This window comes from Actinospica robiniae DSM 44927 (assembly GCF_000504285.1).
In the GTDB taxonomy this organism is placed as follows: Bacteria; Actinomycetota; Actinomycetes; order Streptomycetales; family Catenulisporaceae; genus Actinospica; species Actinospica robiniae.
On the sequence record NZ_KI632511.1, the window covers coordinates 5,405,115 to 5,429,254 of the forward strand.

A 24,140-nucleotide genomic window follows, 5' to 3' on the forward strand; every position below is an offset into this window, starting at 1 on the left:
CGCGGATATACCGTGGACCATCTAGTTCCGAGCCTGTAGCACTCGGCCGCACAGCGTCAGCGGGCGGCGACTGCGCGCCACCGTCCCGCTCGCCGCCGTGACCGCACTCGCCCCCACCAGCGGCGGCGGTCGTCGCGCTGCCGACGGCCGCCGTCACCCTGACGGCCTCAGAGGTCGTAGTCGTACTGCATGTCCGTGGCCAGCGGACGGACGTACTGATCGTAGTTGTCCTTGGCCGGGTACTTGTTGCCGGCCGGGCCCTCGCTGAAGACCTGCAGGATGTTCATCGTGGTGCGCTCCACGAAGGAGGCGGCCTTCGGGCCGTTCTGCTTGGACCTGGCCGCCTCGGGCAGGCTGACCGACCAGCCGAGCGTGCCCGAGCTGAACACCCCGGCGCCCGAGGGCACCGTGTAATAGCACGCGTGGGCGTGGGTCGCGATGTCACGGCTGACCACTGGGGACTCGGCGACCACCTGCAGCGGCCTCGGGGTCGGCATGCCCTCGATCAGCTTGTCGTATTCGACCTCGACGACATTGGAGAAGGCATCGCCCCGGCGCGCCTTGGTGCCCTTGAACATCCACGCGTCGGGCTCCGTGACGACGAAGTCGGCCTTGACGCCGTTGCCCTCGTACAGGACCCCGAGCAGCATGCTCTCGGGCTCGTAGTTCGGGTCGCTGCGCCACTGCCGGGTGGCCTCCTTCGGCTCCGTCTCCGCGATCGGATCCGGGTCGCTCTTGTAACAGACCATGATCCGGTTCGCGCCGAGCGCGCTGTCCTCGAAACGCACGTGCCGATAGGCAGTGTTGGCGCCGAAGAAGGCCAGATTGGTGCCCTGGTCGCGCAGCCACATGGCGTTGTCCATCATGCCTGTGGTCCAGTACTCGTCGTGACCGGCGAAGATCAGCGCGGCCGCGCCCTCCAGGCGGTCCCGGTCGCCATGCAGCTCGAAGTCCGTGGCGTAGGCGAGGTCGAGGCCCATCTTCTCGGCCAGGCCGAGCATCGGCAGCTCGAACCAGCCGAAGTAGTTGCCGTTCTTGTCGTACGGCCGGTCCAGCGAGACCTTCCTGGAACGCCGGGCGTACTCCTTGCCCGGGCCGCCGTAGATGTTGTGCGAACCCCACAGGTTGTAGGCGAGCCAGGTGGTGGTCGCGTTCACGAACACCGTCTTGCCTACGGCCGAGTGCGAGCGCACGGTGATCGGCACCCACTGGTCGTAGCCGTCCGAGGAGACCAGCTTCAGCAGGTAGCAGCCCTCCGGCCAGCCGGTGGTGTCCACCGTCATCGAGGCCGGCCACTCGGTGCGGACCGTGTAGGTCCCCGGGTCCAGGATGGACCCGGGCTGCCTGACGCCCGGTACGTTCGTGCTCTGCCATACCCGGCGGCCCCGCATACCGCCGTACCAGCCCATCCGGAACGCGGTGGCGAAGAACGTCTCCGCCGTCGTGTTCACGTGGAGCGTGAAGCTCTCGCCCGAGTCCACCGCGGTCCGGCTCGCGAAGCCTTCGAGGACGCCGAGAGGGGCCGGCTTCGTCAGTTTCCACGCCGTGGTGCCCGGCTGCCGGTTCTCAGCGGACACAGACCGCTCGCCCGGCTCGGCGGGCTTCGCAACGTCGGTCACTCCGGCACTGCGCCGCCCGCCCCACCAACTTCTCGTCACACTGCCCACGCTCCAGTCAGTCACCCGAAGTCCACCCGACCATAATGGTCCGGTTTAGCGCTAAGGATGCCTGCGGAGGCCTTACCGGTTGCGTCTACACGGCCACCAGCTCAGCGACGCCGGCAACAAGGGGCGAACCGGACAGTTCGCCCATGCGCTTGATCACCCGCAGCGCCGCGTGGCCGTCGTCGAGGTCGCAGAACATCTTGCGGAACTCCCGCGCGCGCTGAGCGTATGCGTGCGCCACCTCGTCGATCCGGGCGAGCGCGTCGACCAGTTCGTCCGAGGTGCTCAGCAGCGGCCCCGGGGACTGCTCCTGGAAGTCGAAGTAGAAGCCGCGCAGCGTGTCCCGGTAGTGCTCGAGGTCGTAGGTGAAGAACAGCATCGGCCGCTCGAGGTGGGCGTAGTCGAACATGAGCGAGGAATAGTCGGTGATCAGCACGTCCGAGGCCAGGAACAGCTCGCCGACGTCCGGGTACTTCGAGACGTCGAAGACGAATCCGTTGCCGGCGTGCGGCACCGTGTCGACGATGTTCGGGTGGCGGCGGACCAGCAGCACGTACTCCCCGCCCAGCCGCCGGCGCGCGTCCTCGAGATCGATCTGCATGTCGAGCTTGAACCGGCCCGGGGAGTAGAACTTGTCGTCGCGCCAAGTGGGGGCGTAGAGCGCGACCTTGCGGCCCTCGGGTATGCCGATCGTGCGGCGGATCTCAGCCGCCCGCTCGTCCCGGTCCGCGCCGTAGAGCAGGTCGTTGCGCGGGTAGCCGGACTCGAGCATCTCACCGTCGTAGTTGAAGGCCCGCTTGAGGATCGGGGTGCTGAAGCTGTTCGGGGAGACGATGAACGACCAGCTCTTCGACTCCTGCGCGACCCGGTCCAGATAGCCGTCGCTGAACGCGACGTTCTCGATGTCGTGGCCTATCTTCTTCAGCGGCGTGCCGTGCCAGGCCTGCACCACCACCTGGCCCTCACGGGACTTGATCCAGTGCGGCAGGTGGGCGTTGGTCACGATGTACCGGCTGCGCGCGAGGGCGTCGAACCAGTCCGCGCTCCACATCCGCACCCGCTTGGCCGTGGGCGGCACCTCCACCTGCGCGTCGCGCACCACCCACAGGTGCTCGACGTCGGCGCCGAGCTCGACCAGCCGCTCGTGCACCGCCCTGGGCGAATCCGAGTACTGCTTGCCGGTGTAGCTGTCGTAGAGCACCGCCGCGCGCAGCGGCTGCTGCATGGCCGGCTCGTAGACGCGCTGGCGCAGCCGGTACTGGCTGTACGGGCCGATCTCGTCGGGCGCCAGGTCGGAGCGGACGACGAGGGCGAGATGGTCGCTCAGGGCGACGCGCAGCGTGTAGGCACGGCCGAGCACCTCCGCGGGAGCGGGCAGGCCGGAGTCGCGCACCGCCTCGCCGAGCTTGACCGGCAGCCCCGGCTCGTTGCTGCCGACCGGCCGCAGCCGCACGTCCCAGACGCCGCTGGGGAGCGGCAGCACGCCGGCGAGCGAGCGGATCGCGGTCGGGGTGGCCTCGGCCTCAAACCCGTACTCGCCGACGCGGCGGGCCGGGAACACGTGCTCCTCGACGTGGCCGCGGATCGCGAGCACCATCTCGAGAGCGGCCGGCTCCTCGACCGGGAAGTGCCCGCGCAGCCGGAAGCCGCCGTCCGCGCCGGCCTCGACCGCGGTGATGATGGGCCGAACCGTGCGCACGTGCACGTTCAGCTCGTCGGAGTTGGTGCGGAACGGGGCGATCTCCCAGGCCTTCGTGGTAGGCGCGAGCCGCGGATCCAGCGGCAGGCAGGCGTCCGCGACACCGGGCTTGAGGCGGCCGCGCACCACCGTGCTGGCGTCGGCGGACTCGAGCAGCACGAACCAGCCGTGGCCGTGGTCGCCGGGGTCGGCGGCGGAAAGGCCGAGGTTCTCGAACAGCCCGGGGATCGGGACCGCGGCGGTGAACTGCCGCCAGCCGTCCGCGCCCAGCGGCCCGAGCTCGATCGGGCCGCTTTGCACGCCGTCGCCCTGGCTCCGGCGCAGACGCAGCGCGGCACCCTCGCCGAGGTCGGCGCGCAACCGGCCGGTGAACACGATCCGGTCGCCCTCGAGGCGGATGGACTCGTACCAGGCCTTGATCTTCTCGACTCTCACCTCGAAGGACCCGGTGCCGATGTTGGGCACGATGCAGACGTCGCCGTCCAGGTACAGGGGCCTGGGCTGCTTGCCGTCCTTGAGCAGTTCCGCGTTGAGCAGGCCCTTGCGGGTCAGGCCGCGGGTGTGCAGCACCAGCGCGGCGCGCCAGGTGCCCTCCCGCCACTGGCCGTCGACCTTGAGCCGCTCCGGGTCGATGACCGTCTCGAAGCCGGCCCAGTCATAGCAGTAGCGCGGCTGACCGGATTCCGCGGTCACGTCCGGGCGGTGCACGGTGTGCGTCATCAGCGGCACGAGCTTGCGCGACTTGCCCCAGCGCAGCGCGATCATCTTCACCGACATGCGCTTCTCGTGCACGTTGACGCACTGCAGGAGCGAGTAGCCGCCGAGCACGATCTTGCCGTCGCGCCACACGACGGAATCCACCCTGGACTTGAGCTTGAGTTCGCGGTCAACCTGATAGACCGACTTGGGCACGTCCAGTGCCTTGTCCTCGAAGAAGGGGTAGTTCGCGTACCGGTGGCGCAGCCCGCGCACCACCGGCATGACTTCCTTCTTCGCCTCATAGGCGAGCACCTGCAGCAGTTCGGGCATCAGCCCTCTGCCGATCAGGTGCCACTTGAGCCGCATGAGCGCGGGCAGCCGCTCCAGGGTCTCCTTGTCGACCTGGCCGACGAAGTGCCGGGCGGACTCGAGGAACGCGGTCCGGAACTCCGCGTCACCCTCCGGCAGCAGCTTGAGGAAGACGTTGATCTCGCTGGTCAGGCCGATCTTGTCGTAGTAGGCCTTGTGCTCGCGGAACTTCTTGTCCTCGAGTGTCCGCTTGGCGAGATAACGGCTGAACGAGTCCACCGCGGACACACGGTCGCGCACCGCCTTGGGCTCGAAGCGCCGCTGGGTGATGGACAGCTGCTCGCCGGGCTCGCGCTGCCGCCAGTTGTAGACCGACGTGGCCAGCACGGAGACCTGCTTGGCCTCGAAGTGCGCCGGCAGGGTCAGCGGGCTGTCCTCGTAGAGGACGCCCTCGGGGAAGCGGAAGCCGTGCTCGCGCCAGAAGTCGAAGCGGAAGAGCTTGTTGGGCGCCAGACGGTCGTAGAAAAGGCTGCGGTCGCGGGAGATGTGCGTGGTCAGCCGCGTGGACTTCATGATGTTGCGGTGCATCGGCGACTGCTGTGCCCCGCCGGAGACCGTGAAGGTCTGCACGTTGCCGGACACGATCTCGGAGCCGGTCTCCAGCGCGGTGTCCACCATCAGCTTGTAGGCGTAGTTGGGGACGGTGTCATCGCTGTCGAGGAAGACCAGGAACTCCGATTCCGGATGCGCCGCCCGCACGCCGGCGTTGCGGGCCGCGCCGAGCCCCGCGTTCGCCTGGCTGATCAGACGGAACCGCGGGTCGCGGAGGCTGAAGGAGCGGGCGATCGCGGCGCTCGAGTCGGTGGCCCCGTCGTCCACCATCACACACTCGAAGTCCGGGAAGCTCTGCGCCTCCACTGAGCTGAGGCATTCCGCGAGATACCGCTCGACGTTGTAGATCGGTACCACCACGGTCAGCCGCGGAGAATCGAACTCCCTGGTCACACGCAACTCCACAGGTTGACACAGAGCAGACAGAAGTCCGCCCACACGCGAAAATTTCCCTCTACACTGGTGCAAATCGGGCATAACACCCCAGTGGGCCCCAACAACCAGTCGAATCTTTATACTTCATTCACCCATTAGGGTCAACGAAGCAACCTTGCCGTCACCCTCGCCAACCGGATGGTCACTCTCCAGCGTCACCCGCGCGCCGGTGAAGCGCGCAGGTGACGGCCGCGTCGTGGTTCCACCCCTGCGAGGCCCTGCTCGAGCACGGCCCCGCAGAAGCGGGAACCGTTGCTCTGGCAGGGCCTGTCCACGTGTGCGATCTCCGGTACGACCGGGGCCGGCTCGGCAACCGCGTCCCATCGGCCTCAGGGGCGGCGCACCACCACGACCGTGTTGTTCGGCAGCGTGTCGTCGACGACGAACTGCGCGGAGCTGAACTGCGCGGGCTGGAAGACGATGCTCTGGGACCAGTCCTCAGGCGAGAACACCCAGCCGTTCGACTTCTTGCGCAGAATGAACACGTCGATGCCACCGAACTCAGTGTTCGCGGAGGACCGGGCGAACTGCTGCGGATCAGGGATCTGCGACAGAGCCTCGAGCTGCGCGTAACGCTTGTCCCAGTTGACCGTCGACATCGTCGCCGTCCGGTCGACGGTGATGTAGCCGTGCCACGGCTGGAACGCGAACATCTGCTCGGAGTACGAGAGGGTGGACGGCTCGGCACCGTTGCCCAGCACCGAGTCCACGAACTCGCGGATCGGGGTGACCGGGAACCACACAGTCTGGTCGATGCTCAGGTCGCGGGCGCGGTGGCCGCTCTGCGAGGGCTGCGTGTAGGCGAGGATGAGCGGGTTCTGCAGACCGCTCGTGCTCGTCGCGGTGAGGGCGCTGCCGGTCGGGTTGGGCGTCCACACCTGCCAGCACATGTTGGCCGTCCACGCCATCACGACCGTCAGCGCGATCGCACCGAGGTGGCGCGGCCGGACTACCTTGACCCGGGGCAGCAGCCAGGCCGTGCCGTCCACGACGGTGAGGACGCCGGCCACCGCGAACAGGTAGTCGGTCATGACCGCGGCGTGATGGATCATGCCGGTGTGGCCGCTCATGACGAAGTAGACCGAGTAGATGAGCCGGTATGCGTACGTGCCGAGCGTCAGCACCAGCAGCGGGTACGCCCACCACCTCCGCGAGCGCGCGAACACCATCCCGGCGAGGCCGGCCAGTTGCAACGCGCCGAGGATCGAGAACGACAGGAACGGCAGCCAGTCGTCGGCGATGGTGGTCGCGGGAAAGAGGTCGGCGACGTACTGTCCGCCGCCGGTCAGCCGCTGCCAGGCCAGCGGGATGAGGAACGGCGAGGCGACGATCACGGTCAGCAGGACGACCTTCACGAGGTAGATCGCATACCCCCGCCGCTCGGCCGAGGCCCGCCAGGTCACGAAGGCCAGCACCAGATACCCGGGCGCCGCGTACATGAGGTAGCCCTGGTAGTTGAGCAGGAGGAATCCGCCGATCACGCCCGCGGACACCCAGTGCAGCCGACCGCTCGGCGGACGCCACAGCACCAGCAGCGACCACGCGACCGTAATGCCGAGGGAGAGCAGCTCGTACGCCTTCCACGGGCTGTGGTAGACGGCGAAGCCGACGACGGCCGCCGCGAGGCCGAGCGGGACCGAGCGCGTCAGCCGCGTCCAGATCAGGAACGCGGCGAGCACCGCGATCGCGGTGACCGCGATCTCCGCCATGGGCAACAGCTGCCACGCCGGGACACCGGTGATCGCCGAGGCCCGGCCGACCAGCCAGGGATACAGCGGCGGGTACTCCGTCGGCACGCCGGCCACGATGCCGTCGCTCGGAACGGCGGTGACGGAGTAGCGCGTGGCCGAGGCGGCCATCCGGACCATGTCGTCGGTCATGCCGTAGAACCCGAACGGCGTGCCGCTGAGCGCCTGCCGCAAGGCGAACACGACCCAGGCCGCGAACATGCCCGCGCTCGCCGACCACACGTGGGCCGGGCGCCAGCGGCCGATCCCGAGCCCCACGGCGATCAGGATCGCGGCCGCGGCGACCGGAAGCATGGTGCCGCGCAGCGAGAACGGGTCGATGTGCAATGCCCTCGGGGCGAACCAGGCCACCGGCAGGAGCACCAGCCACGTGACGCAGGTGACCAGAGCGACCTTCCTGAGGTCGACGGGCGCGGCCTGCTCGTTCTCCTCGGCGTGCGAGCTCTGGGCCGGAGTCTGGGAGATCAGTTCAGATAGCACAGCGGACCAACTTCGACGGTAGAGGTGGTACGCCGACGCCGGCGTGCGCCGAGGGCGCCGCCGTCATCGACTCGAGTGCTTGGACGCGGCCGGATCGCATCAGACGCCGACGCGCTCGGGCGCGGGCGCGGCGGGCTCGGACTCCTGCTCGGCCGGGGCGGCGTGGTGACGGATGCCCAGGATGCTGGCGAAGATCGAGGCGAACATCGCCTGCAGGCTCATCATCAACGCGGCCGCGGACGGGACGACGATGCGCAGCTCGTTGCGCGGGTCGAGGTTTCCGAAGCCGGCGCCGTGCCAGTGGCTCACCGAGGCGATCAGCCCGGCCAGTCCGAGCAGCGCCAGCAGGCCGCCGACGGCCAGGCCCTTTTCCAGGCTCCAGAACCGGTGGATGCGCGCTACCCGGCCGTCGTGTGGAAGGAAGCCTTCTTCCATCGCGTAGACCTTGGTCAGCAAGGCGAATATCACCGCCTGGAAGCCTATGACGAGCATCGCGGAGGCACCCACGAGCGTGTCCACGTCGAGGTGGGCGCCGCCGACCGAGAACTGCCCGAACTCGAGGGCGACACCGAGGATGAGGCCGATGGCCATCAGCAGCAGGCCGGGGATCAGGAACAGCCAGCGCGGGCTGTAGAGCATCAGGAAGCGAAGGTGGCGCCAGCCGTCGCGCCACGTGCTCAGGTGCGGGGCGCGCGAGCGGCCGTCCGGGGAGAGGGTGGTGGGCCGCTCCCGGATGTCGTACTTCGCCAGGGTGGCCTTGACGACCATCTCGCTGGCGAACTCCATGCCGGTGGTCTGCAGGCCGAGACGCTGGATCGACTCGCGGTTGAAGGCACGCAGCCCGCAGTGGAAGTCGCCGATCTCGCTGCGGAACAGCAGCCGGCCGACGAAGCTGAGCACCGGGTTGCCCAGGTAGCGGTGCAGCGGCGGCATCGCGCCGGGGGCTATGCCGCCCTTGAAGCGGTTGCCCATGACCAGGTCGGCGCCGCCGCGCAGGTCCTCGAGGAAGGGGCCGAGGGTGGCGAAGTCGTAGGAGTCGTCGGCGTCGCCCATGGCCACGTAGGTGCCGTGGGCCGCGCGTATGCCGCCCATCAGGGCATTGCCGTAGCCCTTGGCGCTGACCGGCACGACCCGGGCGCCGGCGTCCGCGGCGAGCTGCTGGCTTCCGTCGGTGCTGCCGTTGTCGGCGATGACCACCTCGCCGTCGATGCCCTGCTCACGGAAGAACGTCAGCGTTTTGCGGACGCAGGTCTCGACGGTCTCCGCCTCATTGAGACACGGCATGACCACGGAGAGTTCCACTAGATCTCCTCAACCACTAAGCCAGCCGCCCACGTGCGGGCGCTGACAAGACTGAACCAGGGGCAGGGCGGCGGCCGCGCGGCATCTCGCCGGCGAGTCCGCGGCTGCGTTCGGACGGCCCGGGAAGTCGGTCCATCCGGTCAGCCATGGCCAGGAGTGGGCACGGGACGTCCATCGTCGCCGCGCGATGATGTCGTTGCCTCCCGCTCCACCATCAACCTCTTCACCCCGCGTGAATTATCTCTGAACGGGGGCTGAAAGAAACAATTCGTCGCCGAACTGTAGCGGCCGTGCGATGGAATCAGTACGTGTCGCTGGTGTGCGGCCCCGGACCGCGCTGAGACTCGCGATAACGCTTGGCCCGTTTCGTCGCAATTCTCACAATGCCTCCCGGAGCTCAGAAGCCTGATCGGACAGCACTCGGATCGCCTCGTGGGCTTTGCCGCGCGCCCGCAGCGTTGTCCTTCATGCGCGGCCACCGCAACAGACAGGCGCTGATCACGGCTCTGCGACAGCGGCCGGCCGGGTGCGTCTTCGACCTCTTGTTCGTGAACGCGGGCGTCACCAGCCAGCGACGGCCGCGTGCGGCCACCGTCTGCCCGGCGCAAAAAAGCCGATCCCCGGCTCCCCCCATGGGGGGAGCCGGGGATCGGCTTTGGAAGGTGATCTCGAGGGCGCTCGCGCTCTCGATCTACACCCGCGGCAACTAGGCGACGATCTTGGTGACCCGGCCGGCGCCCACGGTGCGGCCGCCCTCGCGGATGGCGAAGCGCAGGCCCTCCTCCATGGCGATCGGCTGGATCAGCTTGACCGACATCTCGGTGTTGTCGCCGGGCATGACCATCTCCGTGCCCTCGGGCAGGGTGACGACGCCGGTGACGTCCGTGGTGCGGAAGTAGAACTGCGGGCGGTAGTTGTTGAAGAACGGGGTGTGGCGACCGCCCTCGTCCTTCGACAGGATGTAAGCCTGGCCGAGGAAGTCGGTGTGCGGCGTGACCGTACCCGGCTTGATGACGACCTGGCCGCGCTCGACGTCCTCGCGCTTGATGCCGCGCAGCAGCAGACCGACGTTCTCGCCGGCCTGGCCCTCGTCGAGCAGCTTGCGGAACATCTCGACACCGGTGACGGTGGTCGTCTGCTTCACGGTCTTGATACCGACGATGTCGACGGTCTCGTTGACCTTGATGATGCCGCGCTCGATACGACCGGTGACGACGGTGCCACGACCGGTGATCGTGAAGACGTCCTCGATCGGCATGAGGAACGGCTTGTCGGTCTCGCGCTCCGGCTGCGGGATCGACTCGTCGACGGCGTCCATCAGACCGAGCAGCTTCTCGCCCCACTCGGCGTCGCCCTCGAGCGCCTTGAGCGCGGAGACGCGCACGACCGGCACGTCGTCGCCCGGGAACTCGTACTCGGAGAGCAGCTCGCGGACCTCGAGCTCGACGAGCTCCAGGATCTCCTCGTCGTCCACCATGTCGGACTTGTTCAGAGCCACGACGATGTAGGGGACGCCGACCTGGCGGGCGAGCAGCACGTGCTCCTTGGTCTGCGGCATCGGGCCGTCGGTGGCGGCCACGACCAGGATCGCGCCGTCCATCTGGGCGGCACCGGTGATCATGTTCTTGATGTAGTCCGCGTGACCCGGGCAGTCCACGTGCGCGTAGTGGCGCTTCTCGGTCTGGTACTCGACGTGCGCGATCGAGATGGTGATGCCGCGCTGACGCTCCTCGGGAGCCTTGTCGATCTGGTCGAACGCCGACGCCTGGTTCAGCGTCGGGTACTTGTCGTGCAGCACCTTGGTGATCGCCGCGGTAAGAGTCGTCTTACCGTGGTCGATGTGACCGATGGTGCCGATGTTGACGTGCGGCTTAGTCCGCTCGAACTTCGCCTTCGCCACTTTGTCCTCCTGTGGACTGGTGCGGTGCCGGACGGCTGGATGCCCCGGCGGCATGGATTGATCAGGTGGGTCGGCTTGGGCTACTCGCCGCGCGCCTTCTTGACGATCTCCTCCGCGATGTTCCGGGGAACCTCGGCGTAGGAGTCGAACTGCATGCTGTACGAGGCCCGGCCGGAGGTCTTCGACCGCAGGTCGCCGACGTAGCCGAACATCTCGGACAGCGGAACCAGGGCCTTGACGACCCGGGCGCCGAACCGCTCCTCCATGGCCTGGATCTGGCCACGGCGGGAGTTGAGGTCGCCGATCACATCGCCGAGGTAGTCCTCGGGCGTGGTGACCTCGACCGCCATCATCGGCTCGAGGATCGCGGGGCTGGCCTGGCGGGCCGCCTCCTTGAAGGCCATCGAACCGGCGATCTTGAACGCGAGCTCGGAGGAGTCCACCTCGTGGTACTGACCGTCGAGGAGGGTCACCTTCACACCGGTCAGCGGGTAGCCGGCCATGACGCCGAACTCCATCGCCTCCTGGGCGCCGGCGTCCACCGACGGGATGTACTCCCGCGGGATACGGCCACCGGTGACCGCGTTGACGAACTCGTAACCGTTGTCACCCTCGCCGTCGCCCTCGAGGGGCTCGAGCTTGATGATCACGCGCGCGTACTGACCGGAACCACCGGTCTGCTTCTTGTGCGTGTACTCGACCTTCTCCACCACGCGGCGAATGGTCTCGCGGTAGGCCACCTGCGGCTTGCCGACGTTCGCCTCGACCTTGAACTCGCGGCGCATGCGGTCCACCAGGATCTCCAGGTGGAGCTCGCCCATGCCGCCGATGATCGTCTGGCCGGTCTCCTCGTCGGTCCGCACGGAGAAGGACGGGTCCTCCTCGGCGAGCCGCTGGATCGCGGTGCCCAGCTTCTCCTGGTCGCTCTTGGTCTTCGGCTCGATCGCCACGTGGATGACCGGGGCCGGGAAGGTCATCGACTCGAGGACCACCGGCTTGGCCGAGTCGCACAGCGTCTCGCCGGTCGTGGTGTCCTTCAGGCCCATGACGGCGACGATGTCGCCCGCGCCCACCGACGGGATCTCCTCACGCTTGTTCGCGTGCATGCGGTAGATCTTGCCGATGCGCTCCTTGCGGCCCTTGACCGAGTTGAGCACCTGCGAGCCGGCGTCCAGACGGCCCGAGTACACCCGCACGAAGGTCAGCTTGCCCAGGTGCGGGTCGCTCATGATCTTGAACGCGAGCGCCGCCAGCGGCTCATCGTCGGAGGGCTTGCGGTGCAGGATCTCCTCCTCGTCGCCGACGGCGTGGCCGTCGATCGAGGGGACGTCCAGCGGCGAGGGCAGGTAGCGCACGACCGCGTCGAGCAGGGGCTGGACGCCCTTGTTCTTGAACGCGGTGCCGCAGAAGACCGGGGTGAGCTTCGAGGCGAGGGTGGCGCGGCGGATGCCCGCGTACAGCTGCTCCTCGGTGGGCTCGGTGCCCTCGAGGAAGAGCTCCATCAGCTCGTCGTCGTTCTCCGCGATGGTCTCGACGAGCTTGTTGCGCCACTCGTCGGCGATCTCGGCGTGCGTGGCGGGGATGTCGACCTCGTCGTACATCTCGCCCAGCTTGGCCTCGATGTTCCAGATCAGGGCCTTCATCTTCACGAGGTCGATGACGCCCTTGAAGTCGGCCTCGGCACCGATCGGCAGCTGCATCACCAGGGGGATGGCGTTGAGGCGGCTGACGATCATGTCCACGCAGCGGTGGAACTCGGCGCCGGTGCGGTCGAGCTTGTTGACGAAACAGATTCGGGGCACACCGTACCGGTCGGCCTGCCGCCATACCGTCTCCGACTGCGGCTCCACGCCGGCGACACCGTCGAACACGGTGACCGCGCCGTCGAGGACGCGCAGCGAGCGCTCGACCTCGACGGTGAAGTCCACGTGACCGGGGGTGTCGATGATGTTGATGGTGTGGTCGACGTCTTCCGTCTTCCAGTGGCAGGTCACCGCGGCGGAGGTGATGGTGATGCCGCGCTCCTGCTCCTGCTCCATCCAGTCGGTGGTGGCGGCGCCGTCGTGGACCTCACCGATCTTGTAGCTCATGCCCGTGTAGTACAGGATGCGCTCAGTCGTGGTGGTCTTACCGGCGTCGATGTGCGCCATGATGCCGATGTTGCGGACCTTGGCGAGGTCTACGGCGGCGTTCGTGGCCATGGTGGCTCGTCTACTTTCGCGAGTCGAGGGGTTGATGCTCAGGGGGGCGGGAGGCCGCCGCCGCGTGGTACCCGTCGGCGGCCGATACCCCTTACTACCAGCGGTAGTGCGCGAACGCGCGGTTGGCGTCCGCCATCTTGTGGGTGTCCTCGCGTCGCTTGACGGAGGCGCCCAGACCGTTGGAAGCGTCCAGAAGCTCGTTCATCAGCCGCTCGGTCATCGTCTTCTCGCGCCGGGCGCGGGAGTAGCTGACCAGCCAGCGCAGCGCCAGCGTGTTCGAGCGGCCGGGCTTGACGTCGACCGGCACCTGGTAGGTCGCGCCGCCGACGCGGCGGGACTTGACCTCGATGGACGGCTTGACGTTCTCCAGAGCCCGCTTGAGCGTGATGACCGGGTCGGTGCCGCTCTTCTCGCGGCAGCCCTCGAGGGCGCCGTAGACGATGCGCTCGGCGGTCGAACGCTTGCCGTCCAGCAGGACCTTGTTGACCAGCGCGGTCACCAGCGGAGAGTTGTAAACCGGGTCGATGACGACCGGGTGCTTCGGGGCAGGACCCTTACGAGGCATTACTTCTTCTCCTTCTTGGCGCCGTAGCGGCTGCGGGCCTGCTTGCGGTTCTTGACACCCTGGGTGTCGAGCGAGCCGCGGATGATCTTGTACCGCACGCCGGGAAGGTCCTTCACACGGCCGCCACGCACGAGCACGATCGAGTGCTCCTGCAGGTTGTGGCCGACACCGGGAATGTAGGCCGTGACCTCGATGCCGCTGGAAAGGCGCACACGGGCGACCTTGCGCAGAGCGGAGTTCGGCTTCTTGGGGGTGGTGGTGTACACGCGCGTGCACACTCCGCGCCGCTGCGGGCTGCCCTTGAGCGCAGGAGTCTTGGTCTTCGAGACCTTGTCCTGCCGGCCCTTGCGGACCAACTGCTGGATCGTAGGCACTACGTCTCCGTCTTTCGTTCAGCCAAGCCTTCGGCCGACCCGCGCCGGCGTCCGGAGACGTCGTACGGGCCGCCAGGCGTCCTCTGGCGAATGTCGCACCCTCGCGGGTGCCTCTGGGTCGTGCTGGGGGTTTGTCCGGCTTCGCAGCGCTTGCTCCCGCCCACGAGGTCGGGTGTGTCGCCCCGCTCACGCTTTGCCGAGACAGCGCGTGAGGAGTCAACCAAGCCCCGTGCGGTCCATTACCGGACGTCCGCCATCGCAGGGTCCTGGGGTCAAGCCCCGGGAATACGCGCGCACACGGGCAAAGCCGGGGGTACCCCAGCATCAGGCGAGAGCCTACCGACGCACCCGCCTTCCGGTCAAAACGACCGGTTTACGTTTCGCCGCGTCGGTACACCGCGCCTGCGCCATCCTCTCATGCGCCGCGACCTGCTTGCACCGGAATTACGCGGGTGGGGCGGCCTGGCTGGCCCCGGCCGTGGGCGTGGGCGAGGAATCGCCGCCGCCGTCCGCGCTCGAGGACGAGGTGGACTCGGACGGGGTGACGCTCGGTGCCGGTGCGCTCGGCGACGCGCTCGCGGACGGCGAGGCGCTGGGCGAGGCGCTGGCCGAAGGGCTGGCCGAGGGCGACGGGCTGGCCGAGTGGGTGACCGGCGTGCTGGTGTGCGGGGCGGCGGTGGAGGCGGAGGGCGCCGCGGAGATGCTCACCTGGTCCGCGGACGTGGTCACCGTGGGCGGCGGCACCACCGGCGAGTTGCCGCTGCGGTTGTGGTTGAGCCACAGCGCCAGGGCGGCCGCGAGGGCGCCGAGCAGCAGCACCAGGCCGATCGCCATGGCCCAGGCCCGCCCGTGCCCGGCCGCGCCCTCCGGCTCGCGTGCGGCCGTGGCGCCCGCGGGGCGGACGCCGGCCGGGCCGCCGAGCACCTGGGTCGCCGGGGCCACGACCGCGGTCGGCCGCGTCTCCACCCGCTCCCGGCCCTCGATCGCGAGCGCGCCGAAGCGGCGGGCCGCCACCGCGGCGGTCGGCCGGACCTGCTCGGACGCGGCCAGCATCGAGCCGAGCAGCGCGGCGAGGTCCTCCGGCGCCGCTATGGCCCGCAGCGGCGCGGTGTCCGGGCCCCGCAGGTCGGTCGGCTCGACCAGCGGAGGCTCGCCGACTATGGCGGTCCACAGGATGGCGGCGAGCGCGTAGACGTCGGCGGCCGCGCCCTCGGGCAACGGCCGGGCCGCGGGGCGGGTCGGCTCGTCGGCGCCGCCGGCTTCGCCGCCCTGGCCGATCACGGCGGTCTCGGCGCCCTGGTCGCCCGCGCCGACCGGCGGCACGATCCGGGTCGCCTCCTCGTCGGCCTCGGCCGCCTCGCCGGGCTCGCCCGCCTGACCGGCCGGCTTTTCCGGCCGCTCCGGCTCCTCCGGCGGCAGCAGCCGGGTGGCCTCGTCGTCCGGGCCGACGAAGCCGGCCTCCTCCTGCGCGATGCCCAGGCCGACGTCGGTGAGCTTGACCCGCCGGTCGTCGAGCACCGAGACGGTCTCCGGGCCGAGCACGCCGTCGGCCAGCCCGACCGAGTGCAGCGCGGCCAGCGCGTCGGCGATCTGCTGGCCCCAGTCCACCGCCCGCTGCCAGCGCTGCCGGCCGGTGTCCATGATCTGGCCCAGGGTGCGCCCGCCGGTCCACTCCGAGACCACGTAGCGCAGCCGGCCGTCCTGCCCGACGTCGTAGACCTGCGCGATGTTCGGGTGGCCGAGCCGGGCCACCTGCGCGACCACCGAGTGCGCCTGCTCCTCGACGTCCGCCTCGACCTGCTCGTCCACCGGCAGCAGCCGGAGCATGACCGGGCGCCCGAGCGTCTCGTCGAACCCCTGCCAGATCTCCTCGGGCCAGGTGCCCCCGCCGGTGGGCCGCTCGAGCCGGTATCGCCCGGCGATCAGCGCTCCGGCCTGCCCGGAAGTCGTCATCAATCCGCCTCTTGGTCACGCGCCGCGTTCGGAATGCCCCCTCATTGTCGCCCATGCGGGCGCCCGGGGGCCTTAGAAGAGATGCTTGATCAGTACAAAGAGCAAGGAGATACCGGGCCCGCCCAGCCACAGGAACAGCAGGGCGCTCCAGACGACCACGTATGCCCATCCGAGTCGTCTTGCCCACAAGGCCAGTCCTAATCCGTCGAGCGCGCCGCCGGAAGCCGCTATCGACCGAAGCGCCGCGTTTCCGCGCCGAATGGCGGCCACCCCGCCCAGGATGGGCAGCACCCATCCGATCGAGGCGATGATGATGGCCCCGACCGCCGCGTTCGCGGTGCCCTCCGGGCCTTCCCCGCCCGAGGACGAGGACGCCATGGGGCGCGAGCCGGGCGCCACCGGACCCCCGGGCGCCTGCGACTGGTAGCGCGGACGACCGAGTTCGGGGCCGTGCGGATCCGACATGCCCCGCACCATAGCGCGCCGGGGGCGCCGTACGTATCCCGGTGTCCGACAGGCGGCGGCCCGGGAAGCCTTGTCCAGGCCCGAGTGTGATGCCGCGTCAGCGAAAGGCCAGTTCGGAGCCGTACTACGGCCGTTCGGTCTGGGCGAGCCGCTCGACCAGCCGAGCCAGCGCGGGCAGTGCGCCGTCGATGGCCTCGCGGTCGGCCGGCTCGAGCTCGCCCAAGGCGGCCGCGATACGCCGCTGGTGCGCCGCGTTCCACTCGGCCAGCTGTCCGCGGCCGGCTTCACTGAGCGCGACCACGGCCACCCGGCGGTCGCGCGGGTCGGTGCCGCGCTCGACCAGCCCGGCGTTGATCATCTGGGAGATCAGCCCGCTCACCGTGGACGGCGCCAGCCGCAGCCGGGCGGCCAGGTCGCCGACCCGGGCCGGCGCGGTCTCGGCGAGCGACTGGAGCAGCTCCACCTGCGCCATCGGCAGGGCTTCCCACGGGTAGTCGGCCCGGATGCTCGCCCGCAGCACCCGGCGCAGCCGCGCGACCACGTCGGTCAGCCGCCGGGCGTCGCCGGGCGCCTCGCGCCCTTCGCCGGCGGCCGGACCCGGTACCGCGACGTCACTCTCCGCGCTGGTCATGGGGGTACTTTAGCGGCCCGCAAGCCGGAAGTATCCTGCCGTCCATCACAGCGTCGGCTTCCGAATATTTCGGCTCCCAAGCTACTTGGCTACACTGGACATGTGACCGCGAACCCCTCCGACGTGCTCTCCCGCCTCGCCGAGACCCCGCTGGCGCACGCGCTGCGCACCGAGCGGGCGCGGCCCCGGCAGATACGCGAGCTGCCCAACGGCTGGTGGCTCGCCGTCGCCACCGTGTGCTTCGGCGCCTTCATGGGCCAGCTCGACGCCTCCATCGCCACGCTCACCTACGGGGCGCTGCGCGGGCGGTTCCACGCGTCGGACGCGGCCGTCTCCTGGGTCTCGCTCGGCTACATGCTGGTCCTGGTCGCGCTGCTGGTGCCGGTCGGGCGCTTCTCCGACGCGCACGGGCGCAAGCTCTGCTACCTCTACGGCTTCCTCGTGTTCACCGCGGCATCGGCGGCCTGCGGCCTCGCGCCCACCCTGGCCGCGCTGATCGCCTTCCGCCTCGTCCAGGCCTTCGGCGCGGCGCTGCTGCAGGCCAACAGCGTCGCCCTGGTCACCACCAGCGCGCCGCGGACGCGGATGCGCGCCGCGCTCGGCGTGCAGGCCGGCGCCCAGGCCCTCGGGCTCGCGCTCGGCCCCGCGCTGGGCGGGCTGCTGGTGAGCACGCTCGGCTGGCGCTGGGTGTTCCTGGTCAACGTCCCGGTCGGCGTCTTCGCGGTCGTGGCCGGCCACTACCTGCTGCCGCGCACCCGGACCAAGGCGAGCACGGCCGGGTTCGACTGGCCCGGCCTGGCGCTGCTCGCAGTCTCCAGCACGGCCCTGCTGCTCGGCATCTCCGCGGCGTCCGGGCTCGGCCTGCCCGGCATCGCCACCGCGGGCGCGTTCGTCGTCGCGGCCGTGGCCGGATACTGCTTCTGGCGGCGCATCAACGGCGCGCGGCTCCCCCTCATCGATCCGATCCTGCTGCGCACCCGGCAGATCTCGGCCGGCCTCGTCGGCGCGCTCGGCGGCTACCTGGTGCTCTTCGGCCCGCTCGTGCTCGTCCCCGACGTCCTCGGCGCGGCCCACGGCGCGGCCAGGGCCGGCCTGGTGCTCACCGCGCTGCCGCTCGGCTTCGCCGCCGGCGCCCTGGGCGCCAACCGCGTGCTGCCGGCCGGCTGGACCGACCGCCGCCGGGCGCTGATCGGCTCCGCCGTGGCCGCCGCTGCGCTGGCCGCGCTGATCCCGCTGCCGTTCGACCCGGCCGCGCTGATCCCGCTGTACGCGATCCTCGGCCTCGGCCTCGGCACCTTCACCCCCGCCAACAACACCCTCGTGATGGGCGCCATCCCGGCCCGCGCGGCCGGCACCGGCGGCGGCCTGGTCAACATGACCCGCGGCCTCGGCACGGCCCTCGGCGTGGCGCTGGTGACGTTGACGCTCTACCTGGTGCCCGACCCCGCCCGGGCCGCGCACGCGGCCACCGCGGTGCTCGCCGTGGTCGCCGTCGGCGTGTTCGCGAGCAACCTGCTGCACCCGCGCGCCGCCGGCCGCGGCGAGGCCGGACCACTCGAGCTCTGACGTCCATCCCAGAAATTCGAGCTCTGAGATACTCGGATCGGCGACCGCGTCAGGCGGTTGCCACTCCACCGTCTCAGGGAGCTTCATGACAACCACCACGCGGGCCACACCGGGCGTCGCGCCGTCGCGCCGGAGTCTGCTGGCGCTGGGCGCGAGCGGGCTGCTGACCGGCGCCGTCGTCACGGCCGAGGCCGGCTCCGCCACGTCCGCCGAAGCAGCGGCCGCCACCACGACGCCCGCCTGGGCCGACGTGACCGCCTACGGCGCCGACCGGACCGGAGCGGTGAACGCTTCGGGCGCCTTCCACGACGCCATCGCGGCTCTGGCGGGGACCGGCGGCGTCGTCTACATACCGGCCGGCACCTACAACATCGCCACAACGGTCACCTGCGCGCCCACGCCCTTCATGCCGATCTACTTCGTCGGCGACGGCGCGTGGGCCAGCATCCTCTCGTTCACCGGATCCGGCGACTGCCTGCGCATCTACGACGGCACGACCTACGCCGGCCGGGCCAGGTTCGGCGGCGGCATCCTCGGGCTCACGATCGACGGGTCGAACGCGGCGACCGGCGCGAGCTCCACCGGCGTCCACCTCGGCGACCTGCTGCAGTACGAGCTGGACCTGACCGTGCAGGCCTTCGACCAGCCCGGCAGCATCGGCATCCACCTGGACAACCAGTACTACTGGACCGAGCAGCTCTTCGGCCGCGTCTACGCCCAAGCCTGCGCCAGCCACGTCGTGTTCGACTGGACCCCCGGCAGCGTGACGAGCACGAGCAGCGGCAGCTTCGAGCGCTGCGACCTCGACCTCTACATCAACCAGGACGGCGCGGCCAACGACGGAGTCGTCTTCCGCAACGGCGCCTTCACCGGAAACAGCTCACTGAAGATCCGCGGCAACTTCGGGTACGGCAAGACCGCGGTCAGCTCGGCCGCGCTGCGGCTCACCGGTTCGCAGGCGACGAACAACTACTCCAACGCCTCGGTGATCGCCGACAGCATGCTGGACATCGGCGTCGAGTGCGCCGGCGGCACCTACACTCCGCAGACCGTCGTCTTCGGCACCTCGGCGAACCAGATCCAGAACTGCCACGGCGGGCTGAACTTCGGGCTGGCCGGCACCACCTTCACCGCGTCCAACAACGCGGGCAACGTCGCCAACTTCATCGGCCATGTCAACGGCGACGCCACGCTGCCCGAGGACGCGTGGGTCAGCTACGGCACCGGCTTCCCCACCGGCGTCACCGGCCACGTGGCCTTCCGCGTCCTGCCGACCGGCAGCGAGATCATGGTGACCTGGGCCCTCGACATCGCGTCAGGCACCAAGCTCACCTCCGGGGAGAGCATCGTCGCGGTGGCGAGCAGGTTCGCCTACACCGACAACAAGGTCATCCCCGGCAACAACCAGGGCGGAGGCCTGAGCGGCAACACCTACGCTCCGGCGTTCATCACCGCCAAGGCGTCGTTCCAGTACGCGGGACCCTCGTACACGAGCTCGGGCACGTCCTACTGGTACGGCCAGGGTGTGTACACCGTGCACACCGGCTGACCCGCGAAACGCGAACGCCCCCGCCGTGCCGAAGCACAGCGGGGGCGCTCGCAACCCTCGGACGCGCGACTAGGCCGCCCGGTGTTCAACCCATGCGGGGGCCCTACCCCGCATAGCCACCGAAGTCGTACTCCTCGAGCGGCACCGCCTGGCCCGATCCGCCCATGGCGAACGGGCTGTAGTCCAGGTCGTCGTAGCCGGCCAAGGTGTACATCTGAGCCTTGGCTTCCTCGGTCGGGTCGACCTTGATGTTGCGGTAGCGCTGCATGCCGGTACCGGCCGGGATCAGCTTGCCGATGATCACGTTCTCCTTCAGGCCCACCAGCGAGTCCGACTTGCCGTGGATCGCGGCGTCGGTCAGCACCCGGGTCGTCTCCTGGAAGGAGGCGGCCGAGAGCCAGGACTCGGTGGCCAGCGAGGCCTTCGTGATACCCATCAGCTGCGGACGGCCGGAGGCGGGCTGGCCGCCCTCCTCCACCACGCGGCGGTTCTCGCCCTCGAACTTGCCGCGCTCGACCAGGTCGCCCGCGAGCAGCTCGGAGTCGCCCGTCTCGATGATCGTCACCCGGCGCAGCATCTGCCGGACGATGATCTCGATGTGCTTGTCGTGGATCGAGACACCCTGGCTCCGGTACACGCCCTGGACCTCGGCGACCAGGTGCATCTGCACCGCCCGCTGGCCCAGCACGCGCAGCACGTCGTGCGGGTTGGCCGCGCCGTTGATCAGCTTCTGGCCGACCGTGACCGACTCGCCCTCGGTGACCAGCATCTTGGACCGACGCGAGACCGGGTAGGCGATCTCCTCGGAACCGTCCGCCGGCACCACCACGATCTTGCGGGTCCGGTCGGTGTCCTCGATCTTGACGACACCGTTGGCCTCGGCGATCGGGGCCACACCGCGCGGGTTGCGCGCCTCGAAGAGCTCGATGACACGCGGCAGACCCTGGGTGATGTCGTCACCGCCGACCGCGCCACCGGTGTGGAAGGTACGCATCGTCAGCTGCGTACCCGGCTCGCCGATGGACTGGGCCGCGATGATGCCGACCGCCTCGCCGACGTCCACCAGCTTGCCGGTGGCCAGCGAGCGCCCGTAGCACATGGCGCAGGTGCCGACCTTCGACTCGCAGGTGAGCACGGAACGGGCCTTGACCTCGCCGACGCCGTTCTTGATCAGCTCGCCGATGACCACGTCGCCGAGGTCCGCGCCGGCCTTGATCAGGGTCTTGCCCTCGTGCACCACGTCCTCGGCCAGAGTGCGCGAGTACACGGAGGACTCGACGTCCTCGGCCTGGACCAGCACGCCGGCCTCGGTGCGGTCCCCGATCTTCATCACGATGCCGCGCTCGGTGCCGCAGTCCTCCTCGCGGATGATCACGTCCTGCGACACGTCCACCAGACGACGGGTCAGGTAGCCCGAGTCGGCGGTGCGCAGCGCGGTGTCGGCGAGGCCCTTACGGGCACCGTGGGTGGAGATGAAGTACTCCAGCACGGTCAGGCCCTCACGGAACGAGGCCTTGATCGGACGGGCGATGGTCTCGTTCTTCGCGTTCGACACCAGGCCGCGCATACCGGCGATCTGGCGCATCTGCATCATGTTTCCTCGGGCGCCCGAGTCGACCATCATGAAGATGGGGTTCTCCCGCGGGAAGTTCTTCTCCATCGCCTTGGCCACCTCGTTGGTGGCCTCGGTCCAGATGCCGATGAGCTCTTCCGTGCGCTCCTGCTTGGTGATCAGACCGCGCTCGTACTGCTTCTGCACCCGGTCGGCCTTGGCCTCGTAGCCCTCGAGGATCTGGCCCTTGGACGGGGGCACCACGATGTCCTCGATGGCGATGGTCACGCCGCTGCGGGTGGCCCAGTGGAAGCCCGCCGCCTTCAGGTTGTCCAGGGTCATCGCGACCTGGACCTTCGGGTAGCGCTCGGCCAGGTCGTTGACGATCGAGCTGAGCTGCTTCTTCGCGATCGGCCGGTTCTCGTACGGGTAGTCCAGCGGCAGGGCCTCGTTGAAGATGGCCCGGCCGAGGGTGGTCCGGATCCGGAACGGCTGGCCCGACTCCCAGCCCTCGGGGGCCTCCCAGTCGCGCGGCGGCACGGCCTCGATCAGCCGCAGGTCGATCGGCGTCTGCAGATCGAGCTCGCGGTTGTCGAAGGCCATGATGGCCTCCGAGGTCGAGCCGAACGCCCGGCCCTCGCCGCGCACGTCCTCCTTGTGCATGGTCAGGAAGAACAGACCGAGGACCATGTCCTGGGTCGGCGCGGTGATCGGACGGCCGTTGGCCGGCGAGAGGATGTTGTTCGAGGACAGCATCAGGATGCGGGCCTCGGCCTGCGCCTCCGCCGAGAGCGGCAGGTGCACGGCCATCTGGTCGCCGTCGAAGTCCGCGTTGAACGCGGTGCACACCAGCGGGTGGATCTGGATCGCCTTGCCCTCGACCAGCTGCGGCTCGAAGGCCTGGATGCCCAGGCGGTGCAGCGTGGGGGCGCGGTTGAGCAGCACCGGGTGCTCGGTGATGACCTCTTCCAGCACGTCCCACACGACCGAGCGGGCCCGCTCGACCATGCGCTTGGCCGACTTGATGTTCTGCGCGTGGTTCAGGTCCACCAGGCGCTTCATCACGAACGGCTTGAACAGCTCCAGCGCCATCGCCTTGGGCAGACCGCACTGGTGCAGCTTGAGCTGCGGGCCGACGACGATCACGGAACGGGCGGAGTAGTCCACCCGCTTGCCCAGCAGGTTCTGGCGGAACCGGCCCTGCTTGCCCTTGAGCATGTCGCTCAGGGACTTCAGCGGCCGGTTGCCCGGACCGGTGACCGGACGGCCGCGGCGGCCGTTGTCGAACAGCGAGTCCACGGCCTCCTGCAGCATCCGCTTCTCGTTGTTCACGATGATCTCGGGCGCGCCGAGGTCGAGCAGCCGCTTGAGCCGGTTGTTCCGGTTGATCACCCGGCGGTAGAGGTCGTTGAGGTCCGAGGTGGCGAAGCGGCCACCGTCGAGCTGGACCATCGGGCGCAGGTCCGGCGGGATCACCGGGACGCAGTCGAGCACCATGCCCATCGGGCTGTTGTTCGTCTGCAGGAACGCCGAGACGACCTTGAGCCGCTTGAGCGCGCGGGTCTTCTTCTGGCCCTTGCCCGAGCGGATGATCTCGCGCAGGTTCTCCGCCTCGGCGTCGAGGTCGAAGCTCTCCAGCCGCTTCTGCAGCGCCGCGGCGCCCATGCCGCCGGAGAAGTACAGGCCGAAGCGGTCGCGCATCTCCCGGTAGAGCACCTCGTCGCCCTCGAGGTCCTGGACCTTGAGGTTCTTGAACCGGGACCAGACCTCGTCGAGCCGGTCCAGATCGCGCTGGGCCCGGTCGCGGATCTGCTTCATCTCGCGCTCGGCGCCCTCGCGCACCTTGCGGCGCGCGTCCGCCTTGGCGCCCTCGGCCTCGAGCACGCCGAGGTCCTCCTCCAGCTTGCGCTGGCGGGTCTCGAGCTCGGAGTCGCGGCGCTGCTCCATCTGCTGGCGCTCCACCGAGATCTTCGCCTCGAGGGAGGGCAGGTCGCGGGTGCGGCGCTCGGTGTCGACCCAGGTGATCATGTACGCGGCGAAGTAGATGACCTTCTCGAGGTCCTTCGGCGCGAGGTCGAGCAGGTAGCCGAGCCGGCTGGGCACACCCTTGAAGTACCAGATGTGGGTGACCGGGGCGGCCAGCTCGATGTGGCCCATCCGCTCACGGCGCACCTTGGCGCGGGTGACCTCCACGCCGCAGCGCTCGCAGATGATGCCCTTGAACCGGACGCGCTTGTACTTGCCGCAGTAGCACTCCCAGTCCCGGGTGGGACCGAAGATCTTCTCGCAGAACAGGCCGTCCTTCTCCGGCTTGAGAGTCCGGTAGTTGATGGTCTCCGGCTTCTTCACCTCGCCGTAGGACCACTCCCGGATGTGCTCCGCGCTGGCCAGACCGATCCGCAGTTCATCGAAGAAGTTGACGTCGAGCATGTTTAT

At 69.3% G+C, this 24,140-nt stretch carries 14 protein-coding genes; 2 read left to right on the plus strand and 12 right to left on the minus strand.

The window, feature by feature from the left end; translation table 11 throughout:
* Positions 1-167: 167 nt before the first annotated feature.
* The 11 genes from ACTRO_RS22885 to ACTRO_RS22940 all read right to left on the minus strand — a co-directional run bounded on the left by ACTRO_RS22885 (position 168) and on the right by ACTRO_RS22940 (position 17,037).
* Entirely contained in the window at positions 168-1,619 is a 1,452-nt protein-coding gene (locus ACTRO_RS22885) for a N,N-dimethylformamidase beta subunit family domain-containing protein (protein ID WP_051451237.1), read from the minus strand.
* Positions 1,620-1,752: 133 nt separating this feature from the next.
* Positions 1,753-5,376: a bifunctional glycosyltransferase/CDP-glycerol:glycerophosphate glycerophosphotransferase gene (locus tag ACTRO_RS22890; protein ID WP_051451238.1), complete on the minus strand. Its 3,624-nt coding sequence runs from the start codon at positions 5,374-5,376 to the stop codon at positions 1,753-1,755.
* Positions 5,377-5,747: 371 nt separating this feature from the next.
* Complete coding sequence (locus tag ACTRO_RS22895; protein ID WP_034266156.1) at positions 5,748-7,646, minus strand: arabinofuranosyltransferase; 1,899 nt, start codon at positions 7,644-7,646, stop codon at positions 5,748-5,750.
* A 99-nt stretch (positions 7,647-7,745) separates the two neighbouring features.
* Entirely contained in the window at positions 7,746-8,930 is a 1,185-nt protein-coding gene (locus ACTRO_RS22900; RefSeq protein WP_051452476.1) for a glycosyltransferase, read from the minus strand.
* Between the two features lie 724 nt (positions 8,931-9,654).
* A complete protein-coding gene (gene tuf, locus ACTRO_RS22910) occupies positions 9,655-10,848 on the minus strand; it encodes an elongation factor Tu (protein WP_034266162.1) in 1,194 nt (397 codons plus the stop codon).
* Between the two features lie 80 nt (positions 10,849-10,928).
* On the minus strand, positions 10,929-13,049 hold the full coding sequence (gene fusA / locus ACTRO_RS22915; RefSeq protein WP_034266165.1) for an elongation factor G: 2,121 nt from the start codon (positions 13,047-13,049) through the stop codon (positions 10,929-10,931).
* Positions 13,050-13,143: 94 nt separating this feature from the next.
* Positions 13,144-13,614 (minus strand): 30S ribosomal protein S7, encoded by a 471-nt coding sequence (rpsG, locus tag ACTRO_RS22920; RefSeq protein ID WP_034266168.1) that lies wholly within the window; start codon positions 13,612-13,614, stop codon positions 13,144-13,146.
* The gene (gene rpsL, locus ACTRO_RS22925) at positions 13,614-13,988 is read right to left on the minus strand and encodes a 30S ribosomal protein S12 (RefSeq protein WP_034266172.1); all 375 of its coding nucleotides are present in this window, start codon (positions 13,986-13,988) and stop codon (positions 13,614-13,616) included. Before rpsL ends, rpsG begins: the two co-directional genes overlap by 1 nt.
* Positions 13,989-14,432: 444 nt before the next feature.
* A complete protein-coding gene (locus tag ACTRO_RS22930; RefSeq protein WP_034266175.1) occupies positions 14,433-15,941 on the minus strand; it encodes a protein kinase in 1,509 nt (502 codons plus the stop codon).
* A gap of 72 nt (positions 15,942-16,013) precedes the next feature.
* Positions 16,014-16,406, minus strand: a complete 393-nt coding sequence (locus ACTRO_RS43740; RefSeq protein WP_051451239.1) for a hypothetical protein — start codon at positions 16,404-16,406, stop codon at positions 16,014-16,016.
* Positions 16,407-16,530: 124 nt separating this feature from the next.
* The gene (locus tag ACTRO_RS22940; protein ID WP_034266178.1) at positions 16,531-17,037 is read right to left on the minus strand and encodes a MarR family winged helix-turn-helix transcriptional regulator; all 507 of its coding nucleotides are present in this window, start codon (positions 17,035-17,037) and stop codon (positions 16,531-16,533) included.
* A gap of 102 nt (positions 17,038-17,139) precedes the next feature.
* Here ACTRO_RS22940 and ACTRO_RS22945 point away from each other — a divergent pair, with 102 nt between their 5' ends.
* Together ACTRO_RS22945 and ACTRO_RS22950 are read left to right on the plus strand one after the other, a co-directional pair.
* On the plus strand, positions 17,140-18,603 hold the full coding sequence (locus ACTRO_RS22945; protein WP_211244384.1) for an MFS transporter: 1,464 nt from the start codon (positions 17,140-17,142) through the stop codon (positions 18,601-18,603).
* An 85-nt stretch (positions 18,604-18,688) separates the two neighbouring features.
* Positions 18,689-20,152, plus strand: coding sequence for a glycosyl hydrolase family 28-related protein (locus ACTRO_RS22950; protein WP_034266180.1), 1,464 nt, complete (start codon positions 18,689-18,691; stop codon positions 20,150-20,152).
* A 103-nt stretch (positions 20,153-20,255) separates the two neighbouring features.
* On the opposite strand, the gene ACTRO_RS22955 is transcribed toward ACTRO_RS22950, so the two are convergent.
* Positions 20,256-24,134, minus strand: coding sequence for a DNA-directed RNA polymerase subunit beta' (locus ACTRO_RS22955; protein WP_034266183.1), 3,879 nt, complete (start codon positions 24,132-24,134; stop codon positions 20,256-20,258).
* Between the last annotated feature and the right edge of the window lie 6 nt (positions 24,135-24,140).